Below are 15,767 nucleotides of genomic sequence, written 5' to 3'. Positions count from 1 at the left end.
CCTTATGAATATATGGGAAACTTTAGGGATAGAGCCAACGACTGACGTCAAGCTTATTAGAAGTCGTTATGCTGAACTGGTCCGGCTCTATCACCCAGAAGACCAACCAGAGATTTACCAAGAAATTGTTGAAGCTTATCAAAAAGCCTTGACTTATGCGAGGTCTAGAAAAACAAGACCAGAAAATAGTCTAAGAAAAGCGAGTGACTCTCAAGAATCTACTGAACTTGAAGAAGAGGAAAATGAAAAGCCTAACTCTAGTCTCAACTTTGAAACCTTTAAAGCAGAAGAGAATGAGCAAAAGTCCACCCTTGACTTTAGTGACTATGATGAGGACGTTCAGCTAAATGGAGATTCTGAAGAAAGAGCTACGAGTACCCTCAATTTTGAAACGTTTGGTGATGAAGAGAACCGTGGGCAAGAAGGAACAACAAGGTCTACTCTTGACTTTAGTAGTTATAATGAAGCAGCCTATTTGATTCGAAATGCGATTGAAAGTATTGTTAAAAATGATGATTACAGTCCAGAAGAACAGGAGCATCTATGGCGTCAGTTCTTTCATCAGTATCAGTATGATATGGACATTGTTCAATCCGTTTTAGAGGAAATGGATGTTTATATTTTTAATAAACCGGAGCAATTCTCTATCCTCATTCCCTTGTTGGAAGACTATATACCTGACTTCCGACACTGGGGATATTGCTTTAAACTGAAGTATTGGCAGGTAAAAAGAGACATAGCAGAAGAGAAAGGAAGTTCACTTGAAAGCGCCCATGAAGCTACTGAAGAATTCTATTATTCTTACCAATTTTGCCAAGAAATACTCCAAGATTCTGAAAAAGCAAATCAATTAAATTTTTGGATAGAATTTTTCAAGCACCCCTATCTGAGCTTTATGGTCTTAGATCAAGTAAATCAAAATCGTCAGATAATCAAGAGTGTTCCCGTTTTAACCTATATTCTAGAAAAAAACCGACAAGTCATATTTGAAGAGGATTATCCACTCTTGAATGACTTGGCTGATTACTTAGAGGAAGTAAAAGAAGAGTTAGGGGAAAACGTTGATTTTAGTCACTACTCTCTAGATAATCCGGATGAAGTTGAGGCAGCCTTTTATGAGTTGCTCCATGCTCGTTATGAAGACGAGTACAAACTTCTACGTGATTGGCAATATCTTTTTGAATCAGTCAAAGATCACACTCTCCTACTTGATTTGTTAGAAAAGGTGGACGTCTATCCTTTAACCAATGTGAAAGTGTTGGCTCTCGTTCTCCAATTTGTAGAGCGCTATAGTGATAAGGAATCAAATCCATATCTGAAAAAGCTTCACCTCTGGAAGAGTATCCAGTCTTATCCTTCAGTTATAGAGAAGTATGCGCTAGATAAAAAAGAAAATTTTGATTACTGGTTCAATGAAGGGTATCTCTATATTGATAAGCTTACGAAGAGTGACGAAGATATCAATGATTGGGAGAAGTGGAGAAGCTATTTTAAAGAAAGACCACGCATTCTAACGATTTTGTTTCAACAGATTTATAAGGAGTACCATCGGTTTATAGATGGCGAGCTCCTGAGATATGTTTTAGGTCCTTTTCCTACTTCTAAAATGGCTCCCCAAATGATGACGGAGGAGACAGACCAGAAACTAGAAGAGATGACGGCCTATGCCTATGAACTTTGTCATCCAAAGGCCAAGTTATCTTATTGGGATTGGAAAAAAAGACAGGTCTTTAAAAATAAGTTTCTTCAGTTTGTCTTTGGTCTATTTATGATTGTGAGTTTGATACTTAGTGTTCTAGAGCGACCTATTTATGATTCATGGGTTCATGCTGGCATGCTTTCTCTCTTTTACTTCTATAGGCTAAAATTAAGACAAACGCCGATTGGGGAAGGAGTGACTGCTAGGGGGGAAAAACGAAAATTCTACTACAGTCCTCATCCATGGTTCCTGCTAATCTTGTTATTAACCCTCGTTATTCCATCCTTACCGTTTGGTCTCATTGGTGCCCTTATGTTCATTACATTTTTCTGCCTCATCGATGGTTTCCAGGTAAGTCAAGGGCTGAAGTGGGATTATTCTTTAGATAAGCTGATTCCTATCGGTATCTTTCTTTCTGCTGGTTTTCTTTCTGCTTTGGTAAATCGAAGCCAGACTATTTCAGGAGTTGCAATAGCTTACTTCCTTATTTTTGAAATCCTCGTGATTTGCTTGTGCTTTACAAGATTTAGTCCCGGATTTCCACCATCTCTGAAGAAAATATTTATTCCAGCAATCTTGGGGATCCTACTCTTTCAAACGTTGCCATATATTCACAGCCGTTTATACATCTTTGATCCAAATATTCTACGAAATGAAACTCTGGCCATAACGGTTATCCTTTTGTTAAATGGAGTTGCCTTGTCTTATTTTACAAAGGAACAATGCTTCATGATTGGTGTGAAGAAGGTCTTTATGATTTATGGCTTGCAGATCTTTATTTTCTTAAGAAGACTGTTGCGAATCCTATTTGCACCAAATTCAGTTTTCTATAATAAATATTTTTACAGAGACTTACTAATCATGAACAATGAATTTACGTTCTACTTCCTCGAGGGACTTTTTGTCCTTATCATGCTTTTCCTTATTCGCAATATACGCAAGGAAAATCGTAAAAGTGCTGCTTAGAATGAAAGCGTAGAGAAGAGGACTCTAGTTCAAGTTTCTAGTAAATTTTCCTGAATAAAGGTATAATAGAACTATTAAAATGAAAGAGGTAATGAAAATGGCTTCAAAAATGCTACACACTTGCTTGCGAGTAGAAAATCTTGAAAAATCAATCGCATTTTATCAAGATGCTTTTGGATTTAAAGAATTACGTCGCAGAGATTTTCCAGATCATGCCTTCACCATTGTCTATCTAGGACTTGAGGGTGATGACTATGAGTTGGAGTTGACCTATAACTATGATCACGGTCCTTACGTGGTAGGAGATGGCTTCGCCCATATCGCCCTTAGTACACCTGATCTTGAGGCACTTCATCAAGAACATGGCGCTAAAGGCTATGAGGTTACAGAGCCCAAAGGCCTACCAGGAACCCCACCAAACTATTACTTTGTCAAGGATCCTGACGGCTACAAGGTCGAAGTCATTCGTGAAAAATAATCCCATGAAGTCAAGTAGAATGTTCGTTTTCTACTTGACTTTTTTTCTTTGAAAGAGTATACTAATACAAATTTAACCTTTAAGGGGAGTCCAGAGAGACTCACAAGGTGTCAGATAAAAGGGATAAGGGGACTTCTCTGTGGAGACTTTTTAAGTGTGCGCATGAGTTCTAGCCTAACCCAACTGAGGCCTTGCATTAGCAAGGTCTTTTCTTTATCTGGTCCCCTTAAAATTTAAGGAGGAAAATCATGAATCCCACATGTAAGAAGCGTTTTGGTGCCATTCGTTTGGAAACCATGAAGGTTGTCGCACAAGAGGAAATTGCGCCAGCAATCTTTGAATTAGTCCTAGAAGGGGAAATGGTTGAAGCCATGCGAGCAGGCCAATTTCTCCATCTGCGTGTGCCCGATGATGCCCATCTTTTGCGTCGTCCTATTTCAATTTCGTCTATTGACCAGGCTAATAAGCAGTGTCGCCTCATTTATCGGATTGAGGGGGCTGGGACCGCAATTTTTTCAACATTAAGTCAGGGAGATACTCTTAATGTGATGGGGCCTCAGGGAAATGGTTTTGACTTGTCTGACCTAGACGATCAGAGCCAGGTTCTCCTTGTTGGTGGGGGGATTGGTGTTCCACCCTTGCTCGAGGTAGCCAAGGAATTGCATGCGCGTAAGGTGACAGTAGTGACAGTCCTCGGTTTTGTCAACAAGGATGCTGTTATCCTAGAAAAGGAATTGGCCCAATATGGTCAGGTCTTTGTAACGACAGATGATGGTTCTTATGGCATTAAGGGAAATGTATCTGTTGTCATCAATGATTTAGACAGTCAATTTGATGCTGTTTACTCATGTGGGGCGCCTGGAATGATGAAGTATATCAATCAAAGATTTTATGACCACCCAAGAGCTTATCTATCTCTAGAATCTCGTATGGCTTGTGGGATGGGAGCTTGCTATGCCTGCGTCCTAAAAGTGCCAGATAGTGAGACCGTCAGCCAACGAGTCTGTGAAGATGGCCCTGTTTTCCGCACAGGAACAGTTGTATTATAAGGAGAAAGTCATGACTACAAATCGTTTACAAGTTTCTCTACCAGGCTTGGATTTGAAGAATCCCATCATACCAGCATCTGGCTGTTTTGGTTTTGGTCAGGAGTATGCCAAGTACTATGATTTAGACCTTTTAGGCTCTATTATGATCAAGGCGACGACACTTGAACCCCGTTTTGGCAATCCAACCCCTAGGGTGGCAGAAACACCTGCTGGTATGCTCAATGCAATCGGCTTACAAAATCCGGGTTTAGAAGCTGTTTTAGCAGAGAAATTGTCTTGGCTGGAAAGAGAGTATCCTACGCTTCCCATCATCGCCAATGTTGCAGGCTTTTCAAAACAAGAGTATGCTGCCGTTTCTCAGGGAATTTCCAAGGCAACTAATGTAAAAGCTATCGAGCTCAATATCTCTTGTCCGAATGTGGATCACGGTAATCATGGACTTCTGATTGGTCAAGATCCTGATCTAGCTTATGAAGTGGTAAAAGCGGCTGTGGAAGCTTCCCATGTGCCAGTTTATGTTAAGTTAACCCCTAGTGTGACGGATGTTGTCACCATCGCCAAAGCCACAGAAGATGCAGGAGCAAGTGGATTAACCATGATCAATACTCTAGTCGGTATGCGCTTTGACCTCAAAACTAGAAAACCAATCCTAGCCAATGGAACGGGTGGGATGTCTGGTCCAGCAGTCTTTCCAGTAGCCCTCAAACTCATCCGACAAGTGGCTCAAACAACAGACCTGCCCATTATTGGAATGGGAGGAGTGGATTCGGCTGAAGCAGCGTTAGAAATGTATCTGGCTGGTGCCTCTGCCATCGGAGTTGGAACAGCCAACTTTACCAATCCATATGCCTGTCCTGATATCATCGAAAATTTACCAAAAGTCATGGACAAATATGGCATTAGCAGTTTGGAAAATCTCCGTCGAGAAGTTAAAGCTAGTCTGAGATAAACTAGGTCTTCCTTATCGTCAACAAGACATAGAATCTTCATCAATTTGTAATATTTTCGTCTGTTAACTGTGTTACAATAGGTTTTATAAAATAGTAATAGTGTAGATTGTTTTCTACAGAGGAGAATAAGATGAAGAAGATACTACTTGTAAGTACTGTCGTTCTTTCTATGGCAGGATTTGCAAAGACATCTGTATATGCTGAAGAATCTCAGGTTACGAAAAAAACTCAGACCACAGATGTAGTCGAGAAAAAAGAGGAAGCTGCTCCCAAGAAAGAAGTTCCTAAAGTCGAGGCGAAGAAAGAGCCAGCTGTAAAAGAGGAAAATCCTTCCAAAAAGGAAAAAAACGAGGACGTTATCAAGGAAGGTTGGAGAAAAGAGCAAGGAAACTGGCGTTTTTATGAAAATAACCAGCCTGTCGTAAACTGGAAAAAAATTAGTGGCACTTGGCATTACTTTGACAAAAACGGTATTATGCTCAGTAATACTATAATTGATGGTTACCTTATCCAAGGTAATGGCGCAATGGTAGAAAATGCTTGGGTAAAAATATCTGACAAGTGGTACTATGCCACAGCTTCAGGCAAGATTTCTCGCGACAAATGGGAAAAGATTGAAGGCGTCTGGTATTACTTTGATCAAGATGGTGTTATGCTTAGCCGTACTGTCTACAATGACTACCTCTTTCAAGGCAGTGGTGCCATGGCAGAAAATGATTGGGTGAAAATATCTGACAAGTGGTACTATGCAACAGCTTCAGGCAAGATTTCTCGCAACAAATGGGAAAAGATTGAAGGCAGCTGGTATTACTTTGATCAAGATGGTGTCATGCTTAGCCGTACCATCTATAATGACTATCTTTTCCAAGGTAGTGGTGCCATGGCAGAAAATAATTGGGTGAAAATATCTGACAAGTGGTACTATGCCACAACTTCAGGCAAGATTTCTCGCAACAAATGGGAAAAAATCAAAGGAACATGGTACTATTTTAATAGCGATGGTGTGATGGCAAGTAGCCAGTGGAAAAGTGACTACTATCTGAAAGATAGTGGCGCAATGGCGGAAAAAGAGTGGATTTTTGATAAATCCTACAATAGCTGGTTCTACTTGAAGTCAGGTGGTGCCTACGCTTCCCGCGAATGGGTTGGTTCATACTACCTTAAATCTGGTGGCTATATGGCCAAAAATGAATGGATTTTTGACAAAGATTACGATGCTTGGTACTATCTAAAAGATGATGGTCGATATGTAACAGGTACTTTTACGATCAAAGGTAAAGAGTATTCCTTCCAGAATAATGGGAAGTGGATCTCAGAGGCAAAATATTACAAAGTAAAACCGATTACTGCTTATGTTTATAGCGCTTCTGGTGAAAGATTGAGTTATGTATCACAGGGAACCATAGTCTCGCTTGGAGATGCACAATCTAAAAAAGATAGTCAAATACCAGTCAATATTTCTGGTTTATCCGGCTTCATGAATAAAAGTGATTTAGTAGCTATTGATAAAGATAGTGAATTTGTCCCTCATTATACAAGTGATGGCAAGTATTTTTACCATGAGTTATCACCTTATGTAAGTCTCCGTGTTGCGCCACATAGCTCAGCTATGACTATTGGTAAGAAATATTATTCAACTGATGGAATTCATTTTGATGGCTTTACAATTGAAAACCCCTTCCTCTTTAGAAATTTGACTAAACCAAGCAATTACAGCGCAGCTGAATTGAATAAAGTTTATTCTTTGATGAATATTCGGGATAGTCGCCTCGCTGGTAAGGGTGCTATTTTTAAGGAAGCTGAGGAACGCTATGGTGTAAATGCTCTTTACTTAATGGCCCATAGTGCACTTGAGAGTGCTTGGGGACGGAGCCAGATTGCAAAGGATAAGAATAACTTCTTTGGAATTGCGGCTTATGATTCGAGCCCATATACCTCGGCCAAAAAATTTGATGATGTGGACAAGGGGATTCTCGGGGCGGCCAAGTGGATTCGTGAGAATTACATTGACTATGGCAGAGACCACCTTGGAAACAAAGCGACAGGAATGAATGTTCTCTATGCTTCTGATCCATACTGGGGTGAGAAGATAGCCAGCATCATGATGACCATCAATAGCAAACTTGGTGGGAAAGACTAATCAAAAGAACTCAACGGTAACTACTGAAAAGTGGTTATCGTTTTGTTTTGGACATTGGAGGAGAAATAGTATAATAACAGTCTCTTTATTCTTGAACAATTAACAAAATGATAGTAAAATGTAATAGGAGATATTAATCTAATCACTATATAAAAAGGAGATTTTTATGAAAAAGCTACTATCCTTCTCAATTGCCTTGCTTTCAATCACAACACTAGTTGCTTGTTCTGGACATAAGGCGGAATCAAAGGTCCCAGAAGAAAAAATTGAACAGAAGCAAATCAAGTTTGATGAGAAGTTGTTTAAAGAAGCTGGACTCTTGCCTTTTAAAAATGAGAAACAACTAGAACTTGGGGAATTGGATTCTAAATCACGTGCAACGGGTGCTCATATTCAACTTAAGGACAGCGATGAGCCAACTGAGAAGAGAGAGTCTAAGTTGACTTATGATCCAGTTGGATGGCACAACTATAAATTCTTTTATGGGGATGGTAAAAAAGAAGCTTGGTTGATGAGTAGAGGTCATCTGATTGGTTATCAATTTAGCGGATTAAATGATGAAAAGAGGAATCTGGTTCCAATGACTAACTGGCTAAATGCTGGAAATTATTCTGGAACAGATGACCAAAACCAAAGTAGCATGCTTTACTATGAAAATCGATTGGACTCTTGGTTGGCCAATCACCCGAACTACTATCTTGACTACAAGGTGACCCCAATCTATCAAAAGGACGAATTGATCCCTAGACAGATTGAGTTGCAGTATGTGGGAATAGATGAAAACGGCAAACTCTTGGAGATCAAGTTGGGTGGTAGTAAGGAAAAGGTTGATCAGTATTCTGTGATGCATGTCGTTTTAGACAATGTTTCAGCTAATGCTGAAATCAATTATTTGGATGGTACTGCTAAGAATACAGTTGAAGATGCAAAGATAAAAGAAGAAAAAGAAAAGGCTAAGAAGGAAGCTGAGGAAAAAGCCAAGAAAGAGGCTGAAGAAAAAGAAGCAGCTGAAAAGAAAGCAAAAGAAGAACAGGAAAAAGCTCGTCAAGCCGCACAAGAAAAGGAAGAAAGCCAAGAATCAAACTCGCAATCAACAAATTCAGGTGGCTACTTTAGAGATAAAAACGGAAGATGGCACAGACCAAATGGTAAATTTGCTTCCAAGAAAGAAATCAGAGAAGCCGGATTGCAGTGGTAGGATGAATTTAGTAGATATACAGTCAAAAAGCCGTTGGAAAACGGTTTTTTGTTATAATTAAATTAAGAATGTAGAATTAAAGGAGAAAAATTTGATGAGATACATAACTCTTGGTCAAGATGACAAAGAATTATCAGAAATTGTTCTCGGAATGATGAGAATAAAAGATAAGTCTGTAAAAGAAGTTGAAGAGCTTGTAGAAACAGCACTTTCTGTTGGAATCAATGCTTTTGACTTGGCTGATATTTATGGTCGTGGTCGTTGTGAAGAACTGTTAGGTATTGTCCTAAAAAATCGTCCAGATTTAAGAGAAAAGATGTGGATTCAGTCCAAATGTGGCATTCGCATTGAAGAATTTACCTATTTTGATTTTTCTAAGGACTATATTATAAAATCTGTTGACAGAATTTTGCAAAGATTGAAGATTGATCATCTAGATAGCTTGCTTCTTCATCGACCAGATGCTTTGATGGAATCTGACCAAGTAGCAGAAGCCTTTGATTTTCTTTATAAACAAGGTAAGGTCCGAGATTTTGGAGTTTCTAATCAAAATCCTATGATGATGGAGTTGCTTAAAAAAGATGTCAAGCAGCCTTTAGCTGTTAATCAGCTACAATTGAGTGCGGCTTTTACTCCAGGATTCGAATCAGGTTTTCATGTTAATATGGAAGATAGTCAAGCAACTATGCGAGATGGCAGCGTTTTTGAATATTGCAAATTACACGATGTGGTCATTCAAGCATGGTCTGTCTTACAATTCGGGTATTTTAAAGGGAACTTTGTTGGTAATGAGAAATTTCAAGCTTTGAATCAAGTACTTGATCGTCTAGCTTTTAAATATGGAGTAACCCCTTCAACTATTGCCATTTCTTGGATATTGCGTTATCCAGCAAAAATGCAGGCAGTCGTAGGTACAACAAATCCTAAGCATTTGAGAGAAGTTAGCCAAGCGGCAAATTTTAGCTTAACAAGAAAAGAATGGTATGAAATTTATCTTGCAGCAGGGAATAATTTGCCGTAAGTAGAAGCAGATTTAAATAAATCACAGTCAAAAAGCCGTTGTAAAGCGGTTTTTTTGTTATAATGAAGGGGAGAATTATTGATATTAAAGGAGAAAAACATGACATTTGAAGAGATCCTGCCTGGATTAAAGGCTAAGAAAAAATACGTACGTACTGGTTGGGGAGGTGCTGAAAACTATGTCCAACTTTTTGACACCATTGAACAAAACGGGGTTGCCCTTGAAGTGACGCCTTATTTTCTAATCAACGTGTCAGGAGAAGGGGAAGGTTTTTCCATGTGGAGTCCGACACCTTGTGATGTTTTGGCGACAGATTGGGTAGAAGTGTATGACTAGACGTGTATTGATTACGGGAGTAAGTTCAGGGATTGGTCTGGCTCAAGCACGACTCTTTTTAGAGAATGGCTATCAAGTTTATGGAGTTGACCAAGGTGAAAATCCACTCTTAGAGCGTGATTTTCACTTTTTACAGAGAGATTTGACCTTGGACTTGGAGCCAATTTTTGACTGGTGTCCTCAGGTGGATGTCTTGTGCAATACTGCTGGTGTCTTGGATGATTACAACCCCCTTTTGGAACAATCAGCCCAGGAAATTCAAGAGATTTTTGAAATCAACTACGTGACTCCTGTTGAGTTGACTCGACATTATTTGACACAAATGCTGGAAAATAAAAAAGGAATCATTATCAATATGTGTTCGATTGCCTCAAGTCTAGCTGGCGGAGGTGGTCACGCCTATACCTCGTCTAAGCACGCCTTGGCTGGCTTTACCAAGCAGTTGGCTCTAGACTATGCTGAAGCTGGGATTCAGGTCTATGGGATTGCTCCGGGAGCGGTCAAGACAGCTATGACTGCTGCCGACTTTGAACCAGGTGGGCTAGCGGACTGGGTGGCTAGTGAAACGCCTATCAAGCGCTGGATTGAGCCAGAGGAAGTAGCAGACCTTAGCCTTTTCTTAGCAAGTGGAAAAGCTAGCGCCATGCAAGGACAAATCTTGACAATAGATGGTGGTTGGTCTTTGAAGTAGGAGAAGTTGGATGGAAATCAAAAAACACTTTGGAGTCTATGGCACTTGCTTTGAAAATGGGAAGTTACTCTGCATTGAAAAAACGAGAGGCCCTTATCAACATCGTTATGATCTACCGGGCGGTAGTCAACAACTTGGTGAAGGACTGACGAAAACTCTGATTAGAGAAGTTTTGGAAGAAACAGGATATAAGCTTAAGGGTTACGCTAATCCTAGGATTTATGATGTGCTGGTTCAAGAAGATGGGCAAGACTTTGCAGTACACCATATCATGGCCTTTTATGATATAGTACTCGATTTTGAACACTCTCAAAATTCAATTTCTCAGGAGGTTCTTGATGGAAGTAATGATTCAGCAAATGCACTTTGGGTGAATTTGGAAGAAATTACTACAGAAAATGCATCGCCATTAGTTTTGAAGGTTAAGTCTGAATTATCAGGATTTCCAGAATTAGATATGACAAGCTATAGAAATTGGAAGGTGAAGTAGGGGGATAATGGAACTATTTAAAACATGGAAGAAAAATATGGTTCTCTATGGTCTTAAATCTCAAATCGGATCTGTCTACCGAAATAGTGATAGGACAACGAGCTTTTATGATGCTGGGAATTTTCTATACCTAGCAGGGGAGTTGGATTCCAGATTTTGGGAAGATTTTGTTAGGAAATACGGTTTAGATTATAAGATTATTATTTCAGAAAATACCAATTGGCAAGATTTTCTGCATCGGAAAGTGGGGCTAAATTCTTTTACTCGCTATTCTTTTAAAGATAAGGCAAATTTTCAAGTTGAATTTCTAAATGCTCTAGTTACTGATTTAGAGAAAGGTTACAATATTGTACCTATTGATAATCAGATTTATAACTGTTTTTCTGAGGAAGAATGGTCACAAGATTTACAGGGAAATTTTGAGTCCTATCAGGATTTTGTTTTAAAAGGTGGATTTGGCTTTGTGATTCTTAAAAATAATGAACTGATTGCTGGGATTTCCTCAGGCTTAGTTTACCGTGGAGCAGTTGAAGTGGAAGTTGCAACTAGACCAAACGAACAAGGAAATGGATTTGCTAAAAAGCTTGGTGCTGCGATGATTCTAGAGAGTTTAAATAGAGATATGTTTCCACTTTGGGATGCTCATAACAAGGCTTCCAAAAAAGTAGCAGAATTTTTAGGATATGAGTTAGTTGAACCTTATGAAGCTTTTGAACTAGAGGAAAATTTCATATAATAATATTTTATATTGTGTCTTTTAAGACGAGGTGAATGGCTATGAAAAACCAACTTGCCCTTAGTGGCGAGAAAATCGCTGAAAAAGTTTACCCACAACTATTGCATCATGTTGGTATGATTCGTGGGGAATACTTGCTAAGAGAGCTCAATCAAAACATCCTGTTAGCAAGTTGTCAGCAATTTGTAAAAGATTATCTAGACACTATCTGTTCCCTGTACTCAGATGAAGAGGTCTGGTATCGTTTTTCAGAATTAACGAATACAGAAGCTAATTGTCTAAAGGGGACTAAAGAGCATTTTGATGAAAATCATCCCTTGTTTGGTTATAGAGGAACTAGGCGCTTGCTGGCGTGTCCTGATGAATTTCAGGCTGAAGCACATGTCGTTACAGAAGTTAATCAAACAAATCCCAATCTGTCTGTTATTTTTCCTTTTATCAATGATGCTGAGCAGTTAAAACAAGCTATTAGAGTATTGCGTGAGCATGGTTTTACTGGAAAAGTCGGCACAATGATTGAATTACCGTCAGCTTATTTTGACTTGGACAGGATACTGGAAACTGGTATTTCAAAGATTGTAGTTGGAATGAATGATTTGACTTCTTTTGTTTTTGCGACTGTGAGAAATAGTCAATGGCATGATATGGAAAGTCCAATAATGTTAGATATGCTAAGACAGATGCTGGATAAAGCAAGTATGAAAAAGATTGACTTTACTGTAGCAGGCTATCTGAATGCTTCTTTCATACAAAAAATGAATCAGATGGATATCAAATGTATTATCCACTACAGCTCTATTCCAGAGATTTTTAATTTAGAGATTGACCATCCATATCATCTCAAACTTATAAAAGAAGTAAGTAAAAAATTACAAAGGAGCAACCCATGACACCGCAAGAAATGTGGAATATTTACAAGCAAATTAACCCCTCGATTGGAGATGAGATAGACGCTTGGGCTTTTGGAGTGGAAGCAGATCTCTTGGCCGACTTGGTTCTCAGAGGTGAGAAGACTGCAACAGCATCAGCTTACGATCTCTACTCACTAGAAGACGAACCCCTTCCGCAAGAAGGGACCTTTGATGTTATTTTAGATAGTCAAAATCAGGCTGTCTGCATTGTCGAAATTACCAAGGTTTCCGTTCAGCCCTTTCATCAAGTTTCTGCTGACCATGCCTACAAGGAAGGTGAGGGAGACAAATCTTTAGCCTATTGGCGTCAGGTTCATGAGGACTTTTTCACCGAGTGGATGAGGGAAGCCGGACTGACTTTTACCCCTGACAGCAAGGTTGTTTTGGAAGAATTTCGCAAGGTCTACCCACTCTAGACTGCAGAAGGAAGAAAGTTTTGGAAATCACCGTCCAATCCTTTTTTCTTAAGCAAAACATGATATAATAAGTTTGTTTGAAGAAGAGTAAAACTCTTAAACTTAGAATAGGAGAAAACTATGCAAGCAGTTGAACATTTTATTACGCAATTTGTTCCTGAACATTATGATTTATTTTTAGACTTGAGTCGTGAGACCAAGACCTTTTCTGGGAAGGTGACCATTACTGGTCAAGCACAGAGTGACCGTATTTCCCTTCATCAAAAAGACTTGGAAATCACTTCTTTAGAAGTTGCGGGTCAAGCTCGTTCATTTACAGTTGATCATGACAATGAAACCCTTCATATCGAATTGGCTGAGGCTGGTCAAGTTGAAATGGTCATCGCTTTTTCAGGAAAAATCACAGACAACATGACAGGGATTTACCCTTCTTACTACACAGTTGATGGAGTGAAGAAGGAAGTCTTGTCTACCCAGTTTGAGAGCCATTTTGCGCGCGAAGCCTTCCCATGTGTGGATGAGCCTGAAGCTAAAGCAACCTTTGATCTCGCTCTCCGTTTTGATCAAGCAGAAGGTGAAGTGGCCTTGTCAAACATGCCAGAAATTGATGTTGAAAACCGTAAGGAAACAGGCATCTGGAAGTTTGAGACAACACCTCGCATGTCTTCTTACTTGTTGGCCTTTGTAGCAGGTGATTTGCAAGGGGTGACCGCTAAAACTAAAAACGGTACCCTTGTAGGTGTCTACTCAACCAAAGCTCACCCATTATCTAACCTTGATTTCTCACTGGACATCGCCGTTCGCTCAATTGAGTTCTACGAAGATTATTACGGAGTTAAGTATCCAATTCCTCAATCTCTCCATATCGCCCTTCCTGACTTCTCAGCAGGTGCTATGGAAAACTGGGGTCTGGTGACCTACCGTGAAGTATACTTGGTTGTGGATGAGAACTCTACCTTTGCCAGTCGTCAACAGGTAGCCCTTGTCATTGCCCATGAGCTTGCTCACCAATGGTTTGGTAACCTCGTGACTATGAAATGGTGGGATGACCTCTGGCTCAATGAAAGCTTCGCAAACATGATGGAATACGTCTGTGTGGATGCCATCGAACCAAGTTGGAATATCTTTGAAGATTTCCAAACAGGTGGGGTTCCAGCTGCGCTTAAACGCGATGCGACGGATGGCGTGCAGTCTGTTCACGTCGAAGTCAAACACCCGGATGAAATTAATACACTCTTTGATGGCGCTATCGTCTATGCCAAAGGAAGCCGTCTCATGCACATGCTTCGTCGCTGGCTCGGTGATGCGGATTTTGCTAAAGGCTTGCATGCTTACTTTGAAAAGCACCAGTACAGCAACACCATCGGTCGTGACCTTTGGAATGCCCTTGGTCAGGCATCAGGACGTGATGTCGCAGCCTTCATGGATTCTTGGTTGGAACAGCCTGGCTATCCAGTTCTCACTGTCAAAGTTGAAAATGATGTCTTGAAGATTTCACAAAAACAATTCTTTATCGGTGAGCATGAAGACAAGAACCGTCTCTGGGTGGTGCCACTTAACAGCAACTGGAAAGGTCTACCAGATACACTTGAAACTGAAAGTATCGAAATCCCTGGCTATGCTGCTCTTCTTGCTGAAAACGAAGGAGCACTTCGTCTCAACACTGAAAATACAGCCCACTACATTACAGACTATCAAGGAGACTTGTTAGAAGCTGTTCTTGCTGACTTAGAAACACTTGATAACACAAGCAAACTGCAAATCGTTCAAGAACGTCGTCTGCTTGCAGAAGCAGGGCATATTTCTTATGCGGACTTGCTCCCAGTCCTTGATAAACTTGCCAAGGAAGAGTCTTACCTGGTAGTTTCAGCTGTTTCTCAAGTGATTGCTGCCCTCGAGCGCTTTATTGATGAAGGAACAGAAACTGAGAGAGTCTTTAACAGTCTAGTTGCTAAATTGGCTCGTCACAACTATGACCGTCTTGGTTTTGAAGCCAAAGATGGGGAATCAGATGAGGATGAATTGGTTCGTCAGTTGACCATTTCCATGATGATTCGCTCTAATGATGCAGAAGCTAGTCAAGTCGCTAGCCAAATCTTTGCGGCTCACAAGGAAAATCTTGCAGGACTTCCAGCAGCCATCCGTGCTCAAGTTCTCATCAATGAAATGAAACACCATGAGACCAAGGATTTGGTCGCAACTTATCTGGACCTCTATACTCATGCGACGGATGCGGTCTTTAAACGCCAGCTGGCAGGAGCTCTTGCGTACAGTACAGATGCCGACAATATCCAAACCTTGATTGGCTCATGGAAGGACAAATTTGTAGTGAAACCACAAGACCTTTCTTCATGGTACCTCCAATTCCTCGGACACCAAGCTACCCAAGAAACTGTTTGGGTTTGGGCGCGAGAAAACTGGGATTGGATCAAGGCAGCCCTTGGTGGTGATATGAGCTTTGATAGTTTTGTTATCTTCCCATCACACATCTTTAAAACAGAGCAACGCTTGGCAGAGTACAAGGAATTCTTTGAACCGCAACTTTCTGACCTCGCTCTTAGCCGAAACATCCGTATGGGAATCAAGGATATCGCAGCGCGTGTTGACTTGATTAAGCGTGAGAAAGCAGCAGTCGAAGCTGTTGTAGCCCAATATGCTAAAGTTTAATTCGTTCGAAATGTAAATA

Annotated in this window: 14 protein-coding genes; all 14 read left to right on the top strand. The window is 40.2% G+C overall.

Annotated elements, in window-relative coordinates:
* Positions 1–4 precede the first annotated feature (4 nt).
* Positions 5–2,665, top strand: coding sequence for a J domain-containing protein (locus K1I97_RS03070; RefSeq protein WP_223331526.1), 2,661 nt, complete (start codon positions 5–7; stop codon positions 2,663–2,665).
* A gap of 97 nt (positions 2,666–2,762) precedes the next feature.
* Complete coding sequence (gloA, locus tag K1I97_RS03065) at positions 2,763–3,143, top strand: lactoylglutathione lyase (RefSeq protein WP_223331525.1); 381 nt, start codon at positions 2,763–2,765, stop codon at positions 3,141–3,143.
* 248 nt (positions 3,144–3,391) lie between these two features.
* A complete protein-coding gene (locus K1I97_RS03060; RefSeq protein ID WP_223331524.1) occupies positions 3,392–4,192 on the top strand; it encodes a dihydroorotate dehydrogenase electron transfer subunit in 801 nt (266 codons plus the stop codon).
* Positions 4,155–5,141 carry a dihydroorotate dehydrogenase gene (locus tag K1I97_RS03055; RefSeq protein WP_223331523.1) on the top strand — a complete coding sequence of 329 codons (987 nt, stop codon included), beginning with the start codon at positions 4,155–4,157 and terminating at the stop codon, positions 5,139–5,141. The genes K1I97_RS03060 and K1I97_RS03055 overlap by 38 nt, the downstream gene beginning before the upstream one ends.
* A 131-nt stretch (positions 5,142–5,272) precedes the next feature.
* The gene (locus tag K1I97_RS03050) at positions 5,273–7,282 is read left to right on the top strand and encodes a glucosaminidase domain-containing protein (RefSeq protein WP_223331522.1); all 2,010 of its coding nucleotides are present in this window, start codon (positions 5,273–5,275) and stop codon (positions 7,280–7,282) included.
* Positions 7,283–7,448: 166 nt separating this feature from the next.
* Positions 7,449–8,480 carry a DNA/RNA non-specific endonuclease gene (locus K1I97_RS03045; protein ID WP_223331521.1) on the top strand — a complete coding sequence of 344 codons (1,032 nt, stop codon included), beginning with the start codon at positions 7,449–7,451 and terminating at the stop codon, positions 8,478–8,480.
* Between the two features lie 94 nt (positions 8,481–8,574).
* Positions 8,575–9,501 (top strand): aldo/keto reductase, encoded by a 927-nt coding sequence (locus K1I97_RS03040; protein WP_223331520.1) that lies wholly within the window; start codon positions 8,575–8,577, stop codon positions 9,499–9,501.
* A gap of 99 nt (positions 9,502–9,600) precedes the next feature.
* Positions 9,601–9,837 carry a DUF2829 domain-containing protein gene (locus K1I97_RS03035; RefSeq protein WP_033684947.1) on the top strand — a complete coding sequence of 79 codons (237 nt, stop codon included), beginning with the start codon at positions 9,601–9,603 and terminating at the stop codon, positions 9,835–9,837.
* Positions 9,830–10,528: a 3-oxoacyl-ACP reductase gene (locus K1I97_RS03030; protein ID WP_223331519.1), complete on the top strand. Its 699-nt coding sequence runs from the start codon at positions 9,830–9,832 to the stop codon at positions 10,526–10,528. The genes K1I97_RS03035 and K1I97_RS03030 overlap by 8 nt, the downstream gene beginning before the upstream one ends.
* Before the next feature lie 10 nt (positions 10,529–10,538).
* Positions 10,539–11,018 (top strand): NUDIX hydrolase, encoded by a 480-nt coding sequence (locus tag K1I97_RS03025; RefSeq protein WP_223331518.1) that lies wholly within the window; start codon positions 10,539–10,541, stop codon positions 11,016–11,018.
* A gap of 7 nt (positions 11,019–11,025) precedes the next feature.
* On the top strand, positions 11,026–11,754 hold the full coding sequence (locus K1I97_RS03020; RefSeq protein ID WP_223331517.1) for a GNAT family N-acetyltransferase: 729 nt from the start codon (positions 11,026–11,028) through the stop codon (positions 11,752–11,754).
* Between the two features lie 41 nt (positions 11,755–11,795).
* A complete protein-coding gene (locus K1I97_RS03015; RefSeq protein WP_223331516.1) occupies positions 11,796–12,644 on the top strand; it encodes a putative PEP-binding protein in 849 nt (282 codons plus the stop codon).
* The gene (locus K1I97_RS03010) at positions 12,641–13,081 is read left to right on the top strand and encodes an ASCH domain-containing protein (protein WP_223331515.1); all 441 of its coding nucleotides are present in this window, start codon (positions 12,641–12,643) and stop codon (positions 13,079–13,081) included. The genes K1I97_RS03015 and K1I97_RS03010 overlap by 4 nt, the downstream gene beginning before the upstream one ends.
* A 120-nt stretch (positions 13,082–13,201) precedes the next feature.
* Positions 13,202–15,748 (top strand): M1 family metallopeptidase, encoded by a 2,547-nt coding sequence (locus K1I97_RS03005; protein ID WP_223331514.1) that lies wholly within the window; start codon positions 13,202–13,204, stop codon positions 15,746–15,748.
* Positions 15,749–15,767: the final 19 nt, after the last annotated feature.

Origin of the sequence: Streptococcus oralis (assembly GCF_019929345.1) — a bacterium.
Taxonomy (GTDB): Bacteria; Bacillota; Bacilli; order Lactobacillales; family Streptococcaceae; genus Streptococcus.
This window is presented reverse-complemented; position numbering and strand designations above follow the sequence as displayed.